This is a genomic window from Paraburkholderia caledonica NBRC 102488, assembly GCF_000685095.1.
GTDB lineage: Bacteria > Pseudomonadota > Gammaproteobacteria > Burkholderiales > Burkholderiaceae > Paraburkholderia > Paraburkholderia caledonica.
Window position 1 is genome coordinate 1 of sequence record NZ_BAYE01000039.1, and the last position, 20,305, is coordinate 20,305.

Sequence of the window (20,305 nt, forward strand, 5' to 3'; positions counted from 1 at the left end):
CATCCATAAGTAACGCCGGCGACGGATCGCTAGCGGAGTCGTCTTGACCTCGACCCGGCAGCCTTCGCCGTGCGGCACACTGATGCAGCCGAGAGGGCAGCTGCGGGTGTCTGGACCGGTAACTGGCTGCGCATGCTGCCCGTACTTATAGCCGCACGCGGCCTCGTCAAACCTTCGATGCTCGGTGCGATTGAGCGGTTTGTCGCATCGCCCCAATCGCTGATGACCATTGTTCGCCCGATAACGCGGCCTGTGAAGGTTTCTTCGGACGGCTCAAGACGGAGTGGTTCTATCACCGGGACTGGCGAGCTACACGATCATTGAACGATTCATCGGGGTGCTCGATCCTGTGTGCAGAGGAGAGCGCGGCGGAAGTGCACTAGGCGCTCGCCGACCTCCCTAACAGGATTCTCGCGGCGGAATCCGTCGGCCCGCCTAGCCTATTCATGAAACAGATACAGAATGGAAAGCATCCAGAAAAATTTGTGTTTTTAATCTGAAAGACTATAAATCAACCACAGTTGGTGCACTTGAATTAAATGGAAGTTTATTTTTTGATCTCGCTTGCTATTCGTCAATGCGTCGGATTAAGACCATTAATTGACTAAGGGCTTTGATCATGTCCCGACGACGGTCTGAACCGCGCGCCTGCTTCGATAATTAGTGCGGAATTCACGAAGAACTCGCTCCGGAGGCGCCGCGATGCGATTCGATTGCAATGACGTTGAGAAGATTCTTGGTGTCTCTACATTCGCGATTGCTACGGCAATCGCGCCATGCACAGGAGGCGCTCAAACAATACCGAAGCAGGGAGTCATCGATGCAACTTACACCGCTGCAGGTACCGACGTACGAGAGATCGGGATCGGGGACGATGCGGTGTATCTATACGAGTCTACCCTCTTGATGACAAACAACAGTAAGACGCCTTTGCTTCAGAATATCACCGCGCACTGTGTTGAGGCTGGCTTCACTGCCGGAGCAGGAAATGGCTACTGCGTGTATTCGGACAAAGACGGCGACAAGTTCGTTGAGGCCTTTACTCACCCCCATGGCTCAACGTCGGGAAAGGGAACGTTAGTCTCGGGGACCGGCAAATACAAGGGTGTCCAGGGACAATTCGACTGGCAGGTTGTTCAGGCCCTGCCGGCCGAAAAGGGTTCGTTCCATTACATTGGCAAGAAGACCGGCCGCTATCGTCTGCCTTAACAAGCGCGCCGGTCACACCCGGTGCAACGCACAAACGGTACGCAGCATTCCTGAAGTCCAGCTCGAGGATAAATGCAGGCCGGAGTCGTTGGGCGATCCGTATTGAACAAAAAATTCGAAGACTCTCGACGGCGTTGTCAGGTTATCAGGTCGGTCACGTAAGATTCATCAGTTGCGCTGTGCGCTGGTATTTGCGCTTTCAGTTGAGCTTGCGCGACATCGAAGAACTGCTTTTCGAGCGCGGCGCGGTTGTGACCTACGAGACCGTCCGATGCTGGTGCGACAAATTCGGCGAGGCCTTTGCTCATCGGGCGAAAGCGGCGCGCCGCAAGCCGGGTAGCACATGGCATCTTGACGAGATGTTCGTCACGCTGCGGGGCGAACCGTTCCTGCTGTGGCGTGCGGTCGACGAGCATGGCGCCGAACTCGACATCTTGCTTCAAAAGCGGCGCGATAAAGATGCGGCCAAACGTTTCTTCAAGCGTGTGATGCGATCGAACCCGGTGCCGCGCAAGATCGTCACCGATCAGTTACGCAGCTATCCGGCAGCAAAAGCTGAGATCCCGAAACTTGCGAACGTGAAGCACGTGTTCGTCAAAGCGGCGGCCCGACTGAACAACCGTGCGGAGAATAGCCACCAACCGACGCGCGAACGCGAGCGTCGCATGCGCGGCTTTCGTGACCTCAAACGCACACAGAAATTTCTCTCGTGCTTCGGGCCGATACGGCAACATTTCGCGCTCAAGCGGCATCTGTTGCGCGCTTCACTCTATCGCAAGCAACTCGCAGTTCAGTTCGTGGCATGGCGTGAATTTGCCGAACACGCCCAAAATCCGTCGACCTCTTTCTGATAGTCGTCACGCCCGCCGTCGTGCCGTCTCACGCTCGGCAAGTTGACAACGCCGGCAAAACGCCTGTACGAGCCGGGCGACAAGCGTGGCGGACGCGCGTTGCGTGCAGCGGACCGGTACAGCAGGTAAGCGTACCGCAACGGATCGCCTTGACCGGCGAACTTCCCCGCTCGACCCAGAACGAACTCTCAGAAGCGCTGAAATACGTACGAGCACTTCCGTTTGGAAATCGTGTTTCCGAATACTTGCGTGAATTTTTTCCCGTGCGACTAGAAGAGCTGGTCAGCCTGCACCGGTCTTCCCCGGCATCTATTGCAGGGTCCGACAATGCGGAATCATTGAATGAGACGAACGTGCTGTTGGTGCACGCTTGCCCTTCAGACTACGCAGCGAAAGTCCTCGCATTTGCCGGAAATACGATTGGAGACCAACGCGCAAGCTGGTCGACGACGCCGGACCGCTTCAGTGACGAACAGGCTGCCCACGACTCCGCCCCGAGCTTGTTACTGCTACCGCTTGAGCATGCCGTCGCAAACCTCCCATTGGAGACGAACCAGTTCCCGCATCCGAGGACTCCACCGCCTTGTGTTCTGGCGGGAATTGACGTGTGCGACGACTGCATCGCGTTGTACGCCTTAGCAAGCAACCCGTCGGCAACCCGTCGACGCTCATCGGCGAGGGCATTCCGATGCGCGTCGCACCGCGGCTACACACTACTGACTTCGAGCGGCCGGATCGCGTGACATTCCTTCAAACGGTTGAAATTAATACCGTGCCTCTTGGTAAAAACACAGTAATACCGCCTCATAACGCTCCATGCTGTCTGCCACCTTCCCGCGCCGCACACCGTGGCGCCGTGCCATGGCCCAGCCACTTCTCGCGAAATTCCGATGGGCGGTCAGAAGTGCGTTTCATCGATCACATAAGGCGCGGCACACCAATTGCATCACACCGTGATACATTTATCCAACACCCGACGCGATTCATTGCCGTCTCGCTGGAGCAAGCCATGTCCACCACCGTTGCCGACTTCCTCATCGACCGTCTCTCTGCCTGGGGCGTGCGCCGCATCTACGGCTATCCGGGCGATGGCATCAACGGCATATTAGGCGCGCTCAATCGCGCCAACGGCAAGATCGAATTCATCCAGACGCGGCACGAGGAGATGGCCGCGTTCATGGCTTCCGCACACGCCAAGTTCACTGGCGAACTGGGCGTCTGCCTCGCGACTTCGGGCCCGGGTGCTGCGCATCTGTTGACCGGTCTTTATGACGCGCGCCTCGACCACATGCCCGTGCTTGCCATTGCCGGGCAACAGGCGCGCGCATCGCTTGGCGGCCACTATCAACAGGAAGTCAATCTCGAAGCGATGTTCAAAGACGTCGCGGGCGCGTTCGTGCAGCAGGCAAGCGTGCCGTCGCAGATTCGTCATCTGGTCGACCGCGCCGTTCGGACCGCGCTCGGCGAGCGCAAGGTCACGGCACTCGTGTTGCCGAACGACCTTCAGGAACTGAAGTACGAGCCTCCGCCACGCAAGCACGGCACTTTGCATTCGGGCGTCGGTTACAGCGATCCGAAGATTGTGCCCTATGCCGACGACCTCAAACGCGCCGCCGATGTCCTCAACGCGGGCAAGAAAGTGGCGATTCTCGTCGGTGCAGGCGCGCTGCACGCGACAGACGAAGTCATCGCCGTAGCTGAAAAACTCGGCGCGGGCGTAGCGAAGGCGCTGCTCGGCAAGGCTGCCTTGCCCGACGACCTGCCTTTCGTGACCGGCTCCATTGGTTTGCTTGGCACCGAACCGAGCTACAAGCTGATGACCGAATGCGACACCTTGCTGATGATCGGCTCGGGCTTTCCGTATTCCGAGTTCCTGCCCAAAGAAGGCGCGGCACGCGGCGTGCAGATCGACATCAAGCCCGACATGCTTTCAATTCGTTATCCGATGGAAGTCAATCTTGTCGGCGACAGCGCCGAGACCTTGCGCGCGCTGATTCCGTTACTGGAGAGAAGGACAGAAAGCGAATGGCGCAAGGACATCGAAGGCTGGATGCAAGACTGGTGGAAGAAGCTCGAAAAGCGCGCGCTGGAGTCGGGCACGAGCGGCGTGAATCCGCAGCGCACGGTGTGGGAGCTGTCGTCGCGCGTGCCGCCCAATGCGATCGTGACCAGCGACTCAGGGTCCTGCGCGAACTGGTACGCGCGCGATCTGAAGATCAAGCGCGGCATGATGTGCTCGCTTTCGGGCGGGCTCGCGTCGATGGGCGCAGCGGTGCCGTACGCCATTGCCGCGAAGTTCGCGCATCCCGAGCGGCCCGTCATCGCGCTCGTCGGCGACGGCGCGATGCAGATGAACAATATGGCCGAACTCATCACGGTATCGAAGTACTGGAAGCAATGGGCCGATCCGCGCTGGATCTGTATGGTGCTCAATAACGAGGACCTGAACCAGGTTACGTGGGAGCAGCGGGTGATGAATGGAGACCCCAAGTTCGAAGCGTCGCAGGACATTCCGTCTGTGCCTTATCAGCGCTTCGCCGAGTTGATCGGCTTGCGCGGTATCTATGTCGACGACGCCGCGCGCATGGCTGCGGCCTGGGACGAAGCGCTGGCGTCCGATCGTCCGGTGGTCATCGAAGTCAAGGCCGATCCCAACGTGCCGCCACTGCCGCCGCACATCACGCTCCAACAGGCGAAAGCGTTCGCCACAACGCTGTTCGAAGGCGATCCTGACGAGGCGAACGTGATCATCGATACCGCGAAGCAGGTACTCGGCGCTGTGCTGCCGGGTCATAACGACAAATAGTCGAGCACGCGCCATGCACCTGACCCACCGCGAAGCGCCGGTCGAATCCATCCGGGCCCGCGCCTACACCATTCCCACCGATCGCCCGGAAGCGGACGGCACCTACGCATGGCAGTTCACGACGCTCGTCGTGGCGGAGGTCACGGCAGCGGGCAAGACCGGGATCGGCTATACATACAACGACGCTTTCACCGCGCAATTTATTGAGGCCACGCTCGCTTCGGCCATCGTGGGCGAGGATGCGTGGAATGTCGACGCACTGTGGCTGCGCATGCAGCAGCGCGTGCGCAACATCGGCCGTTCGGGGATTGCCGCTACCGCCATATCGGCGCTCGACTGCGCGCTGTGGGACGTCAAGGCGCGGCTGCTCGACATGCCGCTCGCGCGGTTGCTCGGCGCGGCGCGCAGCCACGTTCCGCTCTATGGCAGCGGCGGCTTCACCACTTACACGGACGACGAAGTACGCGATCAGCTCGACCGCTGGGTGCATGAAGACGGATGCCGCTGGGTCAAGATAAAGATTGGCACCGAGCCGGTGCGCGACCCGCATCGCGTGGAAGTTGCTCGCGACGCCATTGGCGCCCAAGCCGGTCTATTCGTCGATGCAAATGGCGCGCTGGATCGCAAGCAGGCACTGTTCTACGCGCAGGAGTTCGCGCAATACGGCGTGGAATGGTTCGAAGAGCCCGTTTCATCGGATGACGTGGCCGGCCTCGCATTGCTGCGCAATGCATTGCCCGCGGGCATGGAACTGGCCGCCGGGGAATATGGCTACACGCTTGACGATTTTCGCGTGCTGCTTGCCAATGAAGCCATCGATGTCTTGCAGGCGGACGTCACCCGCTGCGGCGGCATCACCGGCTTCCTGCGCGTGGCCGCGCTCTGCGATGCCTTTCATGTGCCGCTCTCGGCGCATTGCGCACCCGCGCTGCATCTTCATGTCGCGTGCGCGGCGCCGCGGCTGCGGCATCAGGAATGGTTTCACGATCACGTACGCATCGAATCAATGCTCTTCGAAGGCGCACCACGTGCGCGCAACGGCGCCATTGCGCCGGACTGGTCGCGGCCCGGCTGCGGGCTCGACTTCAAACATGCGGATGGGCACCGGTATGCGGTTTGAGACTCGCGGTACGAGACACGAAAAATGACGCAAACAAGATCGATCGACATCGCTATTGGTTGCGGCCTCGCCGCTGCCACTTTTGCGCTCCTGCGCCTTGGCGGACGCGAGACGCCGGCCTCGCCGGCACGGGCGCACATCGACACGGCGCGCACCTTCAACCGCAGTTCGGCGCTGCTTGCGCTGTCCGTGCTGACGGACAGTGCGATGGAGCACTATCGCGGCTCGTTCGACAATCCTGCGATGTACACGCCGCTCGCCGTCTCCACGCTGTCGCTTCTCGCGGGTTTGCACGGCGGCACGGACCGCGAGCCGGCGCGGCATCCGGTGCGGGATTCGATTTACCTGAGCGCGGCGCTCGCGGGCGTTGCGGGCACGGGTTTCCATCTGTACAACATCACAAAGCGCCCCGGCGGATGGAGCTGGCACAACCTCTTCTATGCGGCACCGATCGGCGCGCCAATGGCGCTGCTGCTCTCGGGCGCGCTGGGTGCGGTGTCCGAACGGCTGCGAGACGAGCCGGCGCACGAGCCGCGTCTCTTTGGCATGCCCGCAGGTCAGGCGCTCGCGCTGCTCACAAGCGCCGGGCTGGTCGGCACGATCGGCGAGGTCGCGCTGATGCACTTCAGGGGTTCGTTCCAGAACCCGGTCATGTATGCGCCCATCGTGATCCCGCCGGTCGCCTCGGCGCTGCTCATCAACGCAGCGCTTGCAGAGCCCCGCGATCACTGGTTCACGCGGCTATGGCTGCGTGTCACGACGGCGCTCGGCTTTATCGGCGTGGGCTTTCATGCACGCGGCGTCGCGCGCGCTCGCGGCGGCTGGCGCAACTGGAGTCAGAATCTCTTCAACGGCCCGCCCCTGCCCGCGCCCCCGAGCTTTTCGGCGCTTGCGCTCGCGGCCCTCGGCGCCCTTCGTCTTCGGGAGACAGAAAAGAAATGACTGGACTGCCCCGCTATCCCGGCTATGACGTGACGGCGAAACGCGATACGCCCTCATGGGACGACGTGACGCGCACCGTGATCGATGAGCGTCTGGCGACGCCGCACGAGCCGCATTTCTTCGATGCCGTCGAATGGCAGGCGCTCTGTGCGCTCTGCGCGTGCATCGTGCCGCAAGACCGGGAGCGCCCAGTGGTTCCCATCGCCGCGCTCGTCGATGCACGGCTCGCAGACAACGTCGGCGACGGTTATCGCGACGCGCGTCTGCCGCCCATGCGCGACGCGTGGCGCATTGGTCTTCGCGCGCTCGATGCGGAAAGCCGGAGTCGCCACGAACTGCCGTTCGCCAGCATCGCCGATGAAGCTCGCCACGCGCTGCTCACCGACATGCAGGAGGGCAGGCTCGACGGCCCAGAATGGCGCGGCATGCCGGGTGCGGTCTTCTTTGCGAAGCGCGTGCTGCATGACATCTGCGGAATGTATTACGCGCATCCTCATGCATGGAGCGAGATCGGTTTCGGCGGACCCGCCAATCCGCGCGGTTACGTCCGCATGGTGGCCAACCGGCGCGATCCCTGGGAAGCAGCGGAGGCAAAGCCGGGCCGCGAAGACCAGGCATACAAGGAGAATCGCCGTGTCCGCTGACGCCCCGCACGATGCGCAATTCGTCCCGCGCGGCAAGAACGGACGCGCGCCCGACGTCTTTCGCCCTGGTGCATGGATTCCGATGCGCGAGTATCCGCAGGATGAACCGGTCGATTTCGCGATCGTCGGCACCGGCGCGGGCGGCGGCACCCTTGCCTGCCGTCTCGCGGAAAAAGGCTTCAAGGTGGTCGCGTTCGACGCGGGCGCATGGTGGCGCCCGCTCGAAGAGTTCGCATCGGACGAAACGCATCAGGGCAAGCTCTTCTGGACGGACGAGCGCATCTGCGACGGCGACAACCCGCTTCACCTCGGTAACAACAACAGCGGCAAAGCGGTGGGCGGCAGCACCGTCCACTTCGCGATGGTCTCGTTGCGCTTCCGGCCCGAGTGGTTCAAGTCGCGTTCGCTGCTCGGCTACGGCGCGGACTGGCCGCTCGACTGGCGCGAAATGTGGCGCTACTACGGCGAAGTCGAGGAGGCGCTGAAGATCGCGGGCCCGGTGAATTATCCGTGGGGGCCGAAGCGGCCGCGCTACCCGTATCGCGCGCATGAATTGAATGCGTCCGCGCTCGTGCTGGCGCGCGGCTGCGAGGCGCTGGGCATCGACTGGTCGCCCACGCCGCTCGCGACCGTCTCAGCGCCGCGCGGCGGCGCCCATCCGTGCGTCTACCGCGGCTTCTGCGTGGCGGGCTGCGCCACCAACGCGAAACAGAGCGCGCTTGTCACGTGGATACCGCGGGCCGTCCGCGCCGGCGCCGAGATTCGCGATCTCGCGATGGTCGGCCGCATCGCCATGGGCGACGACGGGCGCGCGAGCGGCGTCGAATACATGCGCGAGGGCCGCTGGCAGTTCCAGCGGGCGCGCAATGTCGTGGTCGCGGGATATGCAATCGAAACGCCGCGCCTGTTGTTGATGTCCGCGACCGAGCGCTTCCCGGATGGCCTTGCCAACAGTTCCGGCCTCGTTGGCAAGAATCTGATGGTGCAGTTGAATCAGGCAGTCTGGGGCACGATGGACGAGGAAATCCGGTGGTACAAGGGGCCGCCTTCGCTATCTCTCACTGAGCACTGGAATTACGAGGATAAGGGCAAGGACTTCTTCGGCGGCTATTGCTACATGAGTCAAGGACCGTTGCCGGTCGCGTGGGTATCGACACAGAACGGCCGAGGTCTGTGGGGCCAGCAGTTGCAGGACGAGATGCGGAAGTACAACCATCAGGCGGGGCTGAAGATAGTCGGCGAAGCCATGCCGCAGGAGCGCAACCGCGTGACACTCGCCGACGAGAAGGATCAGTACGGTTTGCCCGTTGCGCGAGTGACCTATTCGCTGTGCGACAACGACAAGCGACTGGTCAGGCATTCGCTCGATTTCATGAGCCTCGCGCTCGAAGCGGCCGGCGCGCGCGACGTCTGGCGCGAAACCGACGACACATGCCACCTGAACGGCACGGCCCGCATGGGCGACGATCCGGCGACCAGCGTGGTCAATGCCGACTGCCGCAGCTGGGACATCGACAACCTATGGATCTGCGACGGCTCCGTGTTTCCGACCGTTGGCGGCGTGAATCCGTCGCTGACCATACAGGCAATCGCCATGCGCACGGCCGACAGGATCGAAGCGCTTGCGGCGCGAGGAGACCTCTGATGCGAACAACCGTTACTGGACGCAAGGTAGCCGTCATCACCGGTGCCGGTGCGGGCGTGGGACGCGCGGCCGCAGATGAGTTTGCGCGCCACGGTTATGACGTCGCGCTGCTGTCGCGCGACGAAGCCCGGCTCACGCGGGCTGCCGCTCAAATCGAAGCGGGCTTCGGCGTGCGCGCACTTGCCCTTCCCACCGACGTCGCCGACGCGAGCGCCGTGGGCGCAGCGGCATCGCGCGTGGAAGAGACGCTCGGTCCGATCGACGTCTGGGTCAACGTTGCGATGGCGACCGCGTTCGCGCCAGTCTCTGCCCTTGAGCCCGACGAGATCGAGCGGGGCACGAAAGTCACCTATCTCGGCCAGGTCCACGGAACGATGTCGGCGCTTTCGCGCATGCGCACACGCAACCGCGGAACGATCGTCAACGTCGGCTCCGCGCTCGGCTACCGCTCGGTGCCGCTGCAATCGGTCTATTGCGGCGCCAAGTTCGCGATTCGCGGTTTCACGGATTCTCTGCGCTCTGAGATCATTCACGACGGTTTGAAGGTCCATCTGACGATGGTCGATCTACCCGCCGTCAACACACCGCAGTTCGACTGGGCCCGCAACAAGATGGGCAAGCGCGCCCGGCCCGTGGCGCCGGTCTTTCAACCGGAGGTCGCCGCGCGGGCCATCTTTTTCGCGGCGACTCACCGTCGTCGCGAAGTGTGGGTGGGATTCTCGACCGTGAAGGCGATACTGGCCAACCGCGTTGCGCCCGCGCTCATCGACCGCTACCTCGCGAAGTCGGGCTATACCGGTCAGTTGACAAATGAACCCCTCGAAAGCGGCGCTGCCGGCAATCTGTTCGAGCCGGTACAAGGCGACTACGCGGCGCACGGCAGGTTCGACGGCGAAGCGACGCAGCACTCATGGGAGATGTTCACCGATCGTCATCGGACCTTCTTCTGGGTACTCGCGGGCGCGGGCGCACTGAGCCTGCTTTGCGCCGTGGCGAGGCGGCGGAGCTGAGCCATGAGCCGCCCGATCGAGGACTATGCGCTGCTCGGCGACGGCGAAACGGCGGCGCTCCTCAGCAGTGACGGTTCGATAGACTGGCTGTGCTGGCCTCGTTTCGATGACGATGCGTGTTTCGCCGCGCTTCTCGGCACTGCCGATAACGGCCACTGGATGCTGTCGCCGGTCGCCCCCGTCAGAGGTCACGCGCGGCGTTATCAGCCCGACACGCTGATCATGGAGACCGACTTCGAAGTCCAGGACGGCGCCGTTCGCGTGACTGACTTCATGCCGGTCGGCGACGGTCCGAGTTCGGTGGTCCGCATCGTTACAGGATTACACGGCGTCGTCGAAATGGACTCGGCATTGCGGTTGCGCTTCAACTACGGCGAGCTGGCGCCGTTGCTCGAACACCGCGACGGCGGGGTCGAGGCGCGCATCGGACCGGACTGCGTCGTACTTCGGACAGACGCACACATCGAGTTGGCGGCCCGCACTATTCGCTCGCGCTTCACAGTCAAGGCAGGCGATTGCGTGAGCTTCACGATGACCTGCAAGCGCGCACACGACGCGCCGCCGCAACCGCTCGATGTCCAGCACGCGCTCGATGAAACGCAGCGCTTCTGGCGTAACTGGATCGCCACGTTCGACGACAGCCGGACGGCCTGGCCGCAGGCGGTTCGTCGCTCACTGTTGACGCTGAAAGCGCTAATGCATCGCCGTACCGGCGCGATCGTCGCCGCGCCGACGACCTCGCTGCCCGAAGCGCCAGGCGGCGAATTGAACTGGGACTATCGCTATGCGTGGTTGCGCGACACGAGCTTCGCCATGGTCGCCCTGCTCAATGCGGGGTTTCATGGGGAAGCCCGTGCATGGCGTGACTGGCTACTACGCACCATTTCGATCGAGCCTGAAAGAAGCAGGATCATGTATCGCGTGGATGGCGGGCGTCATCTCCGCGAGTGGACCGTGGACTGGCTGCCCGGTCATCGCTACGCCAAGCCGGTTCGGATCGGCAATGCCGCGGCTCATCAGCATCAACTGGATGTGCTGGGAGAAGTGATCGACTGCCTCGACGTCGCACGACGGGGCGGACTCGACCCCGCGCCCCACGAGGACCTGATCGAGACGCGCATTGTCGAACACCTGGAGAAAGTGTGGCGCCTCCCGGGCGCCGGAATCTGGGAAGCGCGAGCAACGCCGCGCCACTACACATACTCGCGCATTATGGTCTGGGTGGCGCTCGACCGTTTCGTCAACCGCCGTCAGTCGGGCAGCACGGGGACCGCGATTATCCAACGGCTCTCCGTGCTGCGCGATCGCATTCGTCAGGAAGCACTTCGCGAAGGCTGGAACGAAGGGCTCGGCACCTTCACGCAGTACTACGGTGGCGAAGAACTCGACGCCAGTCTGCTGCTGATGCCGCTGGTGGGTTTCATTTCCGCCGACGACCCGCGCATGGCTTCGACCATCGAAAACATTCGACGTCAGTTGAGCGAAGACGGACTCATACGACGCCACGAACGCAATGCTTCCGGCCCGAGCGAAGGGACGTTTCTTGCTTGCTCCTGCTGGATGGCGGATTGCCTGAACCTGCAAGGACGCACACTGGAAGCGCGGCAACATTTCGAGCGAGTGCTGGCCACGGCCAACGATGTGGGATTGCTCTCCGAGCAATACAACGTCCAGCGCCGCGAACTCGCTGGCAATTTCCCCCAGGCGCTCAGTCATCTCGCGCTCATCAACACGGCCTTGGGGTTGAGCGGGCCGACATTGCAAAGAGGTGGCGGGTAGACGATTGCCGCGATGACGTTGTCAGGCGCTGGCCCAGCGGTGTCGCGAACACGACGCCTTCAGATCGAACCGGCGTTGGTGAACCACTGCCCATCGATCAAGCCATTGTTTCCGCGTTCACGCTTACGGGCACGATGCGCGCGTCGATCAATCTGGACGACCCGATTCTCGCCAGCAAAAATCCGCAAACCGGCGCGCCTTTCGGCGTCGCGGTCGATCTCGCGCGATGGTCTGCGAAAACGCTGAGTGTAGAACTGCAACTCGTGGTCTTCGACAAGGCCGGCAAATCGGTGCAGGCGGTAAGCGAGGAGCGCGCCGATTTCGGCTCCTTCGTCGCCGATCCGTTGCGCGGCGAGAAGATTGCGCTTACCGCGCCGTATATGCTGAACGGAAGATCCTATCTATTGCGGGACGACTCGACAGTCAGAACAAGTGAGGACGTCGATCAGACGCACAACCGCGTCGCGGTCGGCCGGGGCAGCGCGTATGACCTCTTTCTCACGCCCGAGTTGAAGGCGCCGCAGATCGCTCGCGCGCCTAGCTCACCGAACGTCATGCAGACGTTCCTTGACAGAACCTGGAAGTCGTAGCGGGCGTGAAGCACCAACTGGAAAAAGATACGCACAAAACGCCGGGCCTTCGCCTGCTCCATCAACGCTTCATGGCGGCCGAAGCAGGCGCACGCAAGTGCGCAGAAGCTGCTTATTGAGAATCTTTTGTTTAAGGTTTCGCTGATGCACCACCCTTGCATTCCGGCACAGTGCTCGAACGTTGCATCTGGCGAGTGAATTCGTCCGGGTCATACTGTGTACAGAGACTATCGGCGACCGCAGGCAAGCCTTATCCCGCCCTGCCCGAGGCCGTTCACCGTTGAGGGATCGTTCCCCCACTTTTCGTCCGCTTCCATTGGTTTTGCGTCGAGGTTTCCCCAACGACGAAACGGACGCGGGGCCTTCCGCTTTTCAATGCTTCCTGACGGACGTCGCCGCGGGTTGCAGCAACGAGCGATATTGGGTCGGCGTAATCCCCACCGTCGTCTTGAATTGACGCGTGAATGCACTGTGATCGGTGTAGCCGCAACGCGTCGCAATGTCGGTGATGTTAAGGTTACCCGCGAGCAATTGCGAAGCTGCATCCAGCCGCGTTTTCAGCAGCATCTGTCGAGGCGTAAGGTGAAAGACTCTGAAGAAATAGCGCTCGACCTGCGCAACTGACATGTCGATAAGTGCTGCAAGATCCGCTAACTTCAGCGGATGCGCGTAATGATCCTGAATGTGCTTTACTGCAATCGCAACACGTTGATACGAGGGATGTGTACTTGCAGCCGCTCGAAGATCGCGCGAGATACCTGCGACGCCCAGGACGCGTCCCTTTATATCGCGCAGCGGTACTTTCGAGGTAAGGCACCAACCGGGCTGGCGACCTGGATAGAGATGCAGTTCAAGTTGATCGACCAGCCGGTTGTTATCTCGCACAACCGCCTTGTCCTGTTCCATATAGATGCGGCCAAAGCGCGAAGGGAATGCTTCTGCTGCTGTCTTCCCCAGCAGTGACCGCCGGTCCTTGTAACCGCAGCGGGCCGCGAGGGTCGCATTGACGATCACATACCGTGCCTCGTGATCCTTTACGAAAAAGACCACATCGGGCATGGCATCGAAGAGCGGCACGAGCAGCGCGTAATGCGCCACCATCTGCTGCAGGGTCGTGTTTCCAGTGACAGCGGAAAGGAGCAGTTGGTTCATGGCTAAGTGTTGCGAATCTGGATTGGCTTGATTATGCCGACGCCCCAGTCGCTCGAACGCTCGCGGTTCCCGGCGTTCAGACCGGCGTCTGGAAGCTCATTAAGGTGCTCACGCGTGCAGGCGAGAACGGCGGACGCTGCCCATAGCGCGACCAGCCGAGGCAAAACGCTGCTGCTTCCCCGCAAATCTTGCCTTGGCAAGGCCCCATGCCGCAGCGTGTGTGCAACTTGGCATCACGCCAGCCGCGATGCTGCGCGACGTCACCAAAGCTGACGTCCTCACAGCGGCACATCACAGTGTCTGCCGTGGCGAGTCCGCGGAGTTGCGGATCGAGGGCGAAGGCCGTATGCATTTTCGCTGCAAAGCGGCGGTAGCGTTCGCGCTCCGCAAAGAGAGCACGGGCATCGGCTACGTTGCCAATCGCAGCAAGCGCGGCGATACGCCCTTCGACAGCAGACAGTTCCATGCCGCCGACGCCCGTACATTCTCCGGCCGCATAGATGCCCGGCTGGGTGGTTGCCTGAAAGTCATCGACGACGATGGCGAGCACGCCGTCCGTTTCGGCGACATCGCAACCAAGCGCCGTGCCCGGGATCGTGTTGGGGACGAGACCATACGCGCAGGCGAGCCTGTCGCAGTCGATCTGCGTTTGCCTCGTACCCTGCTGCACCACGACCTGCGTGATCTTCTGATCGCCGTGTGCGGCGCTCACCGAGGCGCCGCGCAGATATGGCGTCGCGCGCAAAGCGAACCGCATGCGCGCCGCCTGTGCGAGTTTCGCTGGCGTGCCCACGAGCGACATTGCGAATTGCCGCACTGCATGCGTCGGCGCCTGCTCGACAATCGCCGCAACGTGCGCGCCCTGTTCGCGCGCGGTCACGGCCGCCGCCCACAATAACGGGCCTGTCCCTGCGATAACGATGCGCTCGCCACGCACCGGCATGCCGCCCTTCACCAGCGCCTGCAAACCGCCCGCCCCTGTCACGCCAGGGAGTGTCCATCCCGGGTAGGGCAGAAAACGCTCGCGCGCGCCGGTTGCGATGATGAGCTTGTCGTAACCGATCGCATAGCCGCGTGTAACATCCTCCACGAGCAACTCGTGTTCACGAAGCGCCTGCACGACGCGCGTACCGCGCAAACGCGCGACGTTCGCGGCTTGCGCCACCGCATCGATTGCTTCGCGTCCGCGCCCTTGCGGTCGATGATGCGGTCCTTGTCGCCAGATCTGACCGCCAGGCAGTGCGTTATCGTCGACGATGCCAACTGTAGCACCTGCTTGCGCAGCGACACTTGCAGCATGCAGTCCCGCAGGCCCCGCACCAATGATCAGGATATCGAAATTCATGATGCAGACCTTGCTGTCCTGATGTTCATGCCGTCGGTGCAGAGCGTCTGACAGGCGAGCCGATGGCGCACGCCGTCGATCGTCACGCGGCATTCTTGGCACACGCCCATTCCGCACAGCGGCCCGCGTTGCGCGCCGCTCACGGATTCGCGCGTCACCACGTCCGCACCGCCCGTTACGAGCGCGATAGCCGCTACGACCGAACTGCCGCGCTCGACCTGCGCGTTGCGTCCGTCCACGCTAATCGTCACGGGGTCACGCATGACTGACTCCCACGTTTTCGAAGCGTGCAGGCAGGTACGGCGCAGCGTCGATTGGCAGCACGTCGCCCAGATCGAGCATCTGCGCGGCGATCAGTTTGGCCGTAGCGAGTGCCGTCGTGACGCCGAGGCCCTCGTGACCCGTCGCGAGCCACGTAGAACGGTGACAGGAGTCGTCCCCGAACGGTGCTGCGGGCCCGATCAACGGCAAGCCGTCACTCGTGGCCGGACGAAAGCCGGTCCAGGCCCGAATCGCGTTGAGCGTCGGCAATGCCGGCAGATACTCCGCGGCGCGGCGTAGCATGCGTGCGAGAACGTCTGGTTCGATAGCCGGATCGACAGTGTCGAATTGCCGCGACGATCCGATCAGGATCTGACCGGTTGGACGCGGCTGCACGTTGAACGCCACCGACGTACCGCTCGCGTTGTGTGCGCTCTTGATATAGCCGAGTTCAAGTATTTGATGACGGATCGTGCCCGGATAACGATCGGTGATCAGCAAATGCCCTTTTTTCGCCTGCATCGGTAGCCCGGGCAGCAGATCGGACGCTTGCAGACCGTTGGCCACTAGCACGGCGCCCGCTGCGATCGCTTCACCGCTCTCGAGCACGACGCCCTCGCGTTTCACGCGCGCAACCTGCGTATCGAGCCTGCACGTCATGCGTCCTTTCACTGGCTGCGCGAGCAGCCATGCGGCAGCGGCAGGCGCGTACACCACGGCGTCGTCGGGGAGCATCACGCCGCCACGCAAGCCTTCGCGCAGTTCGGGTTCCGCTTCGCGCATCTGCTGTGCGTCCAGCAACGAGCAGTCGACGCCGGCCTGCACAAGTGCCTGCTGGCGCGTCTGCGCGAGTTCGTATTCCTCGTCGTCTACGGCGACCCAAAGCGTGCCGCATCGCACGAACGCCTCGCGCGCACTCAGACGCGGCGCGAGCTCGAGCCACAGATCGCGCGACCACGCAGACAACGCGAATTCGGCAGGTGAGTCGTCCATCAGCACGAGGTGGCCCATACCCGCTGCCGTCACTCCGCCGCCCACGCCCGCGCGATCGAGGACGAGCACGTCAGCGCCCTGCTCCGCCAGTTCGTGTGCACAAGCCGCGCCGACGATGCCCGCGCCGACCACCACGACGTCGGGACTCGACTGACCCGGCCGAATCACGCGCGAATGCCCCATGCGAAAGGATCGTCCGCGGAGAAAATCAGCTTTGCCTCCGCGCTCACGTGCGCCGTGCCGCGAATGCTGGGACGCACGTAGTGGCGGCTGGCATTGTCCACGTCATTACTCGTGTCTTCATGAGGCTCGTAGCTCGCTTCGAATATGCTGCCGATGATGCTTTCCTGCCGCCAGGTCGCGCCGGGTGCGAGGTGACCGTCGGCGGCGAGGCACGCGATCTTTGCACTCGTGCCGGTGCCGCATGGCGAACGGTCGTAAGCCTTGCCGGGACACAACACGAAGTTTCGGCTATCGACACCGGGCGTGGTCGAATCCGCAAACAATTCGATGTGGTCGATGAGCGCACCGCCTTCGCCAGTGATGCCGTTGGCTCCGAGCGCGGCGCGAATTGCCCAAGTGACATTCGTGAGCGATTCGACGTTTGCAAATTCGAGCGTCTGGCCGTGATCGGCGACGAGGAAGAACCAGTTGCCACCCCATGCGATGTCGCCATGCACGCGGCCGAGTCCCGGCACGTCGAGCTGCACTTCCGTGCGATAGCGATACGCGGGCACGTTACGGACGCTCACGCTGCCGTCGCCGTGCAAATCGGCTTCGACTACCCCCACGGGCGTTTCGATGCGATGTACGCCCGGCTTGATGCGACCCATGTGCGCGAGCGACACGATGAGGCCGATCGTGCCGTGTCCACACATGCCGAGAAAACCGACGTTGTTGAAGAAAATCACGCCCGCCGAGCACCTCGTATCATGCGGTTCGCAAAGCAGCGCGCCGACCATGACGTCGGAGCCGCGCGGTTCGTTGACCACGCCCGCACGCACGTGATCGAAATCGCGGCGAAATATGTCGAGCCGCTCAGCGATCTGGCCACGGCCCAGATCAGGGCCGCCTTCAACGACGAGCCGTGTAGGCTCGCCGCCGGTGTGGGAGTCGATAACGGTAATGGAGTTCATGTCCACCATCCTACGCATCGGCCGCAAGGCCGTCTTGTTCGAACGCCGCTATGGCAGTGACGATTTGGGCACAGCAAAGGGAAGTGCGCCACGACACCGGGACGCACCGGTAAGCACTGCCAGTACTCAACCACGCGAGCTATGCGAGAGTAGAAACTTGCGAGGGAATCTCAACGGGCATCGTCGCGGTATCTGGAGGCAAATCGCTCACGTGTTTCGCGCTTCCGGTGACGTGAGCAGTCTGCGCGGGCGGTGTCTGAGCGCACCGCCCATCTTCGATGGTGACTTACTTCGTACCCACCGTTTGCAGCGGCTTCCATGTGCCATTGACGACCTTGTACACCGTCACGCCGCCGTACTTGAGGTCGCCGTACTGGTCGTAAGAGAGTTCACTTGTCGTGACGCCCTTCATATTCGTGGCCTTCAGCGCGCTCAGGAACACATGCGGATCGGTCGAGTCCGCTTTCTTCATTGCATTGAACACGGCCATTGTGCCGTCGTAGGCATAGGGTGCGTACAGTTCGACCGGCTGGTTGAAGCGCTTCTGGTAACGCTCGGCAAACGCCTTGCCGCCCGGCATCTGCGAGAGGGGGCTGCCCTCGGACGCGGCCAACGTGCCTTCGGACGCCTCGCCTGCAATCTTGATCAGGTTATCCGACTGGAGCATGTCCGGACCTAGCAGAGTCGACTTGATTGCGAGCGAGCGCATCTGCTTCAGCATCGGCGCAGCCTGAGTGTCGGCGCCGCCGTAGAACACCGCGTCGACATTCGCCTGCTTGATCTTGGTGAGAATCGCGCGGAAGTCCACGGCCTTGTCGTTCGTGTATTCCTCGGCGACCACCGTCGCGCCCGCCGCCTTCGCGGCCTTGGCGAACTCTTCGGCCACGCCTTGTCCGTAGGCGGTGCGATCGTCGACGATCGCGAGGCGCTTGAACTTGAGCCCCTTCACAGCGAAGTCACCGAGCACGGCGCCGAGTTGCGTATCGGAAGTCAGCAGGCGGAACGTGGTGGGCAGCCCGAGGCGCGTGTAGCTGGGGGCAGTGGCCATGGCAACTTGCGGCGTGCCCGCTTTCGCGTAGATCGGCGCGGCCGGAATGCTGGTGCCCGAGTTGTAGTGGCCAATCACGGCGACCACGCCGTCGTCCACGAGTTTTTGTGCAACCGTCGTGCCAGTGCGAGGATCGGCCTGATCGTCCTGGGCGTCCAGTACGAAATGCACAGGCTTGCCCCCGATAACCGGATTCGTCCCGTTCATATCCTCGATGGCGAGCTGCACCCCGCTGCGGAAATCCGCGCCATAGTGGGCTTGACCGCCGGTGAGGGGCGCAGCGAAGCCGATCTTGACATCGACCGGCGTTGCGGCATAGGAGCATGGTGCGCCTGCCAGGGCGAGGCCCATGACGATTGCGCTGGAGATGACGGTCCTATGGAATTGCATTGTTCTTGTGCTCCTCGTTTAGTGGATTACCGCGGTACCCGCGCCCGCACTTGTGTGGCAGGCACATGCCTGTCGCCTTCCGGTCCAACCGGTGGATGGCTTGAGCAATATAAGAGTCCAAAAATCGCGGAGTCTTGAGGGAAATCGACAGCAACCAGGCAGAAATCTGCATAGTCGTCGGCGCCCTCGCGCGTCGCTCTAACCGGAGCAGGCGCGGCTGTCTCTAAGGGTTTTCTCTCGCGGCTTCCAATGAAAAAAGCGCCCACGTGGGGCGCTTTCCGATGTTGCATGCACTGCAGTTGCTCAAGTCTCAAGCATTCACTTCCTTCGACCACTCCGCATACCAGTTGCGGAACAACTCGTACTGCGTCTGCGCGTAACGACGCTGCGCCTCGCTCAGCGCATCGGTTTCGTAGAAATGCAGCGAATATTCCGTGTCACCGTTGAGCACCATCAGGTACTTGTAGTAAAGCACCAGGTCGGTTCCTTCATCGAACGACGACAGCACAGCCAGCGCCGATTCCAGTTCCCGCGCCTGACGGCGCGCGGTGACATCGCCCTTCGCCGCCTTGCGGCACAGCTCGACCAGTTGAAGGACTTCGCGCGGCAATGCGTTGCCAATGCCGGTAATAGCGCCCGTGGCGCCGCAGTTGACGAAGCCATGGAAGACCTGCGTGTCAACGCCCGCCATGAGCGTCACAGTGTCGTCCTGGCTCGTGATGTGCTCGGCTGCGTAACGCATGTCGGCAGCACCGCCAAACTCCTTGAAGCCGATCAGGTTCGGATACCTGCCGCGCAGTTCGAAGAACAGGTCCGCACGCGTAGCGAAACCATAGTACGGGCTGTTATAGATGACGGCGGGTAGTGCCGGAGCCGCTTCGAGAATCGCGGCGAAGTGCGCTTTCTGCGCGGCGGCCGACGCCCCGCGAGACAGCACGCGCGGGATAACCATCAAGCCGCTCGCCCCTACTTTTGCGGCGTGCGCAGCATGAGAAATCGCTTCTTTCGAGTTGACCGCGCCCGTGCCAACGATGGTGGGGATGCCGGCGGCCACGAGCCGCGCGACACCTTCCTGACGTTGGGCTTCGGTCAGTAGCGGCCAGTCGCCCATCGAACCGCAGTAAACGACGGCGGACATGCCGAGATCAACCAGTTCGCGTGCTTTGGCGACGAGTGCGTCGTAATCTGGCAGGCGGTCGGCGGTGCACGGGGTCATGAGGGCCGGAATCGTGCCAGTGAAGATGTTGTTGCTCATGCTGTTTCCTTTTAATTTGGAAGGTTCGCCAGCCGCTTTTCGGGTTCGGTTTACGAGGCTTGTTCAAGCTCAGCAAGCGCCCACATAAGTCGATGCACCCAACAAGGGACGGCTCGCACTACGCGCCGG

The 20,305-nt window shown here is 62.3% G+C and carries 16 protein-coding genes and 2 pseudogenes; 11 read left to right on the top strand and 7 right to left on the bottom strand.

The window, feature by feature from the left end:
- Nucleotides 1-230 precede the first annotated feature (230 nt).
- The 11 genes and pseudogenes from BCA01S_RS39705 to BCA01S_RS36140 all read left to right on the top strand — a co-directional run.
- Nucleotides 231-403, top strand: a pseudogene (locus BCA01S_RS39705) (IS3 family transposase); the annotation flags it as partial.
- Nucleotides 404-702: 299 nt separating this feature from the next.
- Nucleotides 703-1,209, top strand: coding sequence for a hypothetical protein (locus BCA01S_RS32985; protein WP_042320325.1), 507 nt, complete (start codon nt 703-705; stop codon nt 1,207-1,209).
- Nucleotides 1,210-1,343: 134 nt separating this feature from the next.
- Nucleotides 1,344-2,060 (top strand): IS6 family transposase, encoded by a 717-nt coding sequence (locus BCA01S_RS32990; protein ID WP_027780522.1) that lies wholly within the window; start codon nt 1,344-1,346, stop codon nt 2,058-2,060.
- Nucleotides 2,061-3,069: 1,009 nt separating this feature from the next.
- Nucleotides 3,070-4,866 (top strand): thiamine pyrophosphate-requiring protein, encoded by a 1,797-nt coding sequence (locus BCA01S_RS32995; RefSeq protein ID WP_027780523.1) that lies wholly within the window; start codon nt 3,070-3,072, stop codon nt 4,864-4,866.
- A 13-nt stretch (nt 4,867-4,879) separates the two neighbouring features.
- The gene (locus BCA01S_RS33000; RefSeq protein ID WP_027780524.1) at nt 4,880-5,986 is read left to right on the top strand and encodes an enolase C-terminal domain-like protein; all 1,107 of its coding nucleotides are present in this window, start codon (nt 4,880-4,882) and stop codon (nt 5,984-5,986) included.
- A 24-nt stretch (nt 5,987-6,010) separates the two neighbouring features.
- Nucleotides 6,011-6,928, top strand: a complete 918-nt coding sequence (locus BCA01S_RS33005) for a hypothetical protein (RefSeq protein ID WP_027780525.1) — start codon at nt 6,011-6,013, stop codon at nt 6,926-6,928.
- Entirely contained in the window at nt 6,925-7,572 is a 648-nt protein-coding gene (locus BCA01S_RS33010) for a gluconate 2-dehydrogenase subunit 3 family protein (protein ID WP_027780526.1), read from the top strand. Before BCA01S_RS33005 ends, BCA01S_RS33010 begins: the two co-directional genes overlap by 4 nt.
- On the top strand, nt 7,562-9,217 hold the full coding sequence (locus BCA01S_RS33015; RefSeq protein ID WP_027780527.1) for a GMC family oxidoreductase: 1,656 nt from the start codon (nt 7,562-7,564) through the stop codon (nt 9,215-9,217). The genes BCA01S_RS33010 and BCA01S_RS33015 overlap by 11 nt, the downstream gene beginning before the upstream one ends.
- On the top strand, nt 9,217-10,227 hold the full coding sequence (locus tag BCA01S_RS33020) for an SDR family oxidoreductase (protein ID WP_027780528.1): 1,011 nt from the start codon (nt 9,217-9,219) through the stop codon (nt 10,225-10,227). The genes BCA01S_RS33015 and BCA01S_RS33020 overlap by 1 nt, the downstream gene beginning before the upstream one ends.
- A gap of 3 nt (nt 10,228-10,230) precedes the next feature.
- Nucleotides 10,231-12,006, top strand: coding sequence for a glycoside hydrolase family 15 protein (locus tag BCA01S_RS33025; RefSeq protein WP_027780529.1), 1,776 nt, complete (start codon nt 10,231-10,233; stop codon nt 12,004-12,006).
- Nucleotides 12,007-12,140: 134 nt separating this feature from the next.
- Nucleotides 12,141-12,679: pseudogene (locus BCA01S_RS36140) on the top strand (transporter substrate-binding domain-containing protein); the annotation flags it as partial.
- Between the two features lie 289 nt (nt 12,680-12,968).
- Here BCA01S_RS36140 and BCA01S_RS33035 read toward each other — a convergent pair.
- From BCA01S_RS33035 to BCA01S_RS33065, 7 genes are all read right to left on the bottom strand, one after another.
- The gene (locus BCA01S_RS33035) at nt 12,969-13,748 is read right to left on the bottom strand and encodes an AraC family transcriptional regulator (RefSeq protein WP_042320330.1); all 780 of its coding nucleotides are present in this window, start codon (nt 13,746-13,748) and stop codon (nt 12,969-12,971) included.
- Between the two features lie 76 nt (nt 13,749-13,824).
- Nucleotides 13,825-15,093 (bottom strand): FAD-dependent oxidoreductase, encoded by a 1,269-nt coding sequence (locus tag BCA01S_RS33040; protein ID WP_027780531.1) that lies wholly within the window; start codon nt 15,091-15,093, stop codon nt 13,825-13,827.
- Nucleotides 15,090-15,356, bottom strand: coding sequence for a (2Fe-2S)-binding protein (locus tag BCA01S_RS33045; protein ID WP_027780532.1), 267 nt, complete (start codon nt 15,354-15,356; stop codon nt 15,090-15,092). Before BCA01S_RS33045 ends, BCA01S_RS33040 begins: the two co-directional genes overlap by 4 nt.
- Nucleotides 15,349-16,530, bottom strand: coding sequence for an NAD(P)/FAD-dependent oxidoreductase (locus BCA01S_RS33050; RefSeq protein WP_042320335.1), 1,182 nt, complete (start codon nt 16,528-16,530; stop codon nt 15,349-15,351). The genes BCA01S_RS33045 and BCA01S_RS33050 overlap by 8 nt, the downstream gene beginning before the upstream one ends.
- Nucleotides 16,512-17,492, bottom strand: a complete 981-nt coding sequence (locus BCA01S_RS33055; protein ID WP_027780534.1) for a 4-hydroxyproline epimerase — start codon at nt 17,490-17,492, stop codon at nt 16,512-16,514. The genes BCA01S_RS33050 and BCA01S_RS33055 overlap by 19 nt, the downstream gene beginning before the upstream one ends.
- Before the next feature lie 277 nt (nt 17,493-17,769).
- Nucleotides 17,770-18,921, bottom strand: a complete 1,152-nt coding sequence (locus BCA01S_RS33060) for a branched-chain amino acid ABC transporter substrate-binding protein (protein WP_027780535.1) — start codon at nt 18,919-18,921, stop codon at nt 17,770-17,772.
- A 310-nt stretch (nt 18,922-19,231) separates the two neighbouring features.
- Nucleotides 19,232-20,176 carry a dihydrodipicolinate synthase family protein gene (locus BCA01S_RS33065; protein WP_027780536.1) on the bottom strand — a complete coding sequence of 315 codons (945 nt, stop codon included), beginning with the start codon at nt 20,174-20,176 and terminating at the stop codon, nt 19,232-19,234.
- Nucleotides 20,177-20,305 lie beyond the last annotated feature (129 nt).

Coding starts and splice junctions, on each gene's coding strand:
- BCA01S_RS32985 (WP_042320325.1), top strand. CDS start 703: ATGCGATTCGATTGCAATGACGTTGAGAAGATTCTTGGTGTCTCTACA.
- BCA01S_RS32995 (WP_027780523.1), top strand. CDS start 3,070: ATGTCCACCACCGTTGCCGACTTCCTCATCGACCGTCTCTCTGCCTGG.
- BCA01S_RS33000 (WP_027780524.1), top strand. CDS start 4,880: ATGCACCTGACCCACCGCGAAGCGCCGGTCGAATCCATCCGGGCCCGC.
- BCA01S_RS33005 (WP_027780525.1), top strand. CDS start 6,011: ATGACGCAAACAAGATCGATCGACATCGCTATTGGTTGCGGCCTCGCC.
- BCA01S_RS33010 (WP_027780526.1), top strand. CDS start 6,925: ATGACTGGACTGCCCCGCTATCCCGGCTATGACGTGACGGCGAAACGC.
- BCA01S_RS33020 (WP_027780528.1), top strand. CDS start 9,217: ATGCGAACAACCGTTACTGGACGCAAGGTAGCCGTCATCACCGGTGCC.
- BCA01S_RS33025 (WP_027780529.1), top strand. CDS start 10,231: ATGAGCCGCCCGATCGAGGACTATGCGCTGCTCGGCGACGGCGAAACG.
- BCA01S_RS33035 (WP_042320330.1), bottom strand. CDS start 13,748: ATGAACCAACTGCTCCTTTCCGCTGTCACTGGAAACACGACCCTGCAG.
- BCA01S_RS33040 (WP_027780531.1), bottom strand. CDS start 15,093: ATGAATTTCGATATCCTGATCATTGGTGCGGGGCCTGCGGGACTGCAT.
- BCA01S_RS33045 (WP_027780532.1), bottom strand. CDS start 15,356: ATGCGTGACCCCGTGACGATTAGCGTGGACGGACGCAACGCGCAGGTC.
- BCA01S_RS33050 (WP_042320335.1), bottom strand. CDS start 16,530: ATGGGGCATTCGCGCGTGATTCGGCCGGGTCAGTCGAGTCCCGACGTC.
- BCA01S_RS33055 (WP_027780534.1), bottom strand. CDS start 17,492: ATGGTGGACATGAACTCCATTACCGTTATCGACTCCCACACCGGCGGC.
- BCA01S_RS33060 (WP_027780535.1), bottom strand. CDS start 18,921: ATGCAATTCCATAGGACCGTCATCTCCAGCGCAATCGTCATGGGCCTC.
- BCA01S_RS33065 (WP_027780536.1), bottom strand. CDS start 20,176: ATGAGCAACAACATCTTCACTGGCACGATTCCGGCCCTCATGACCCCG.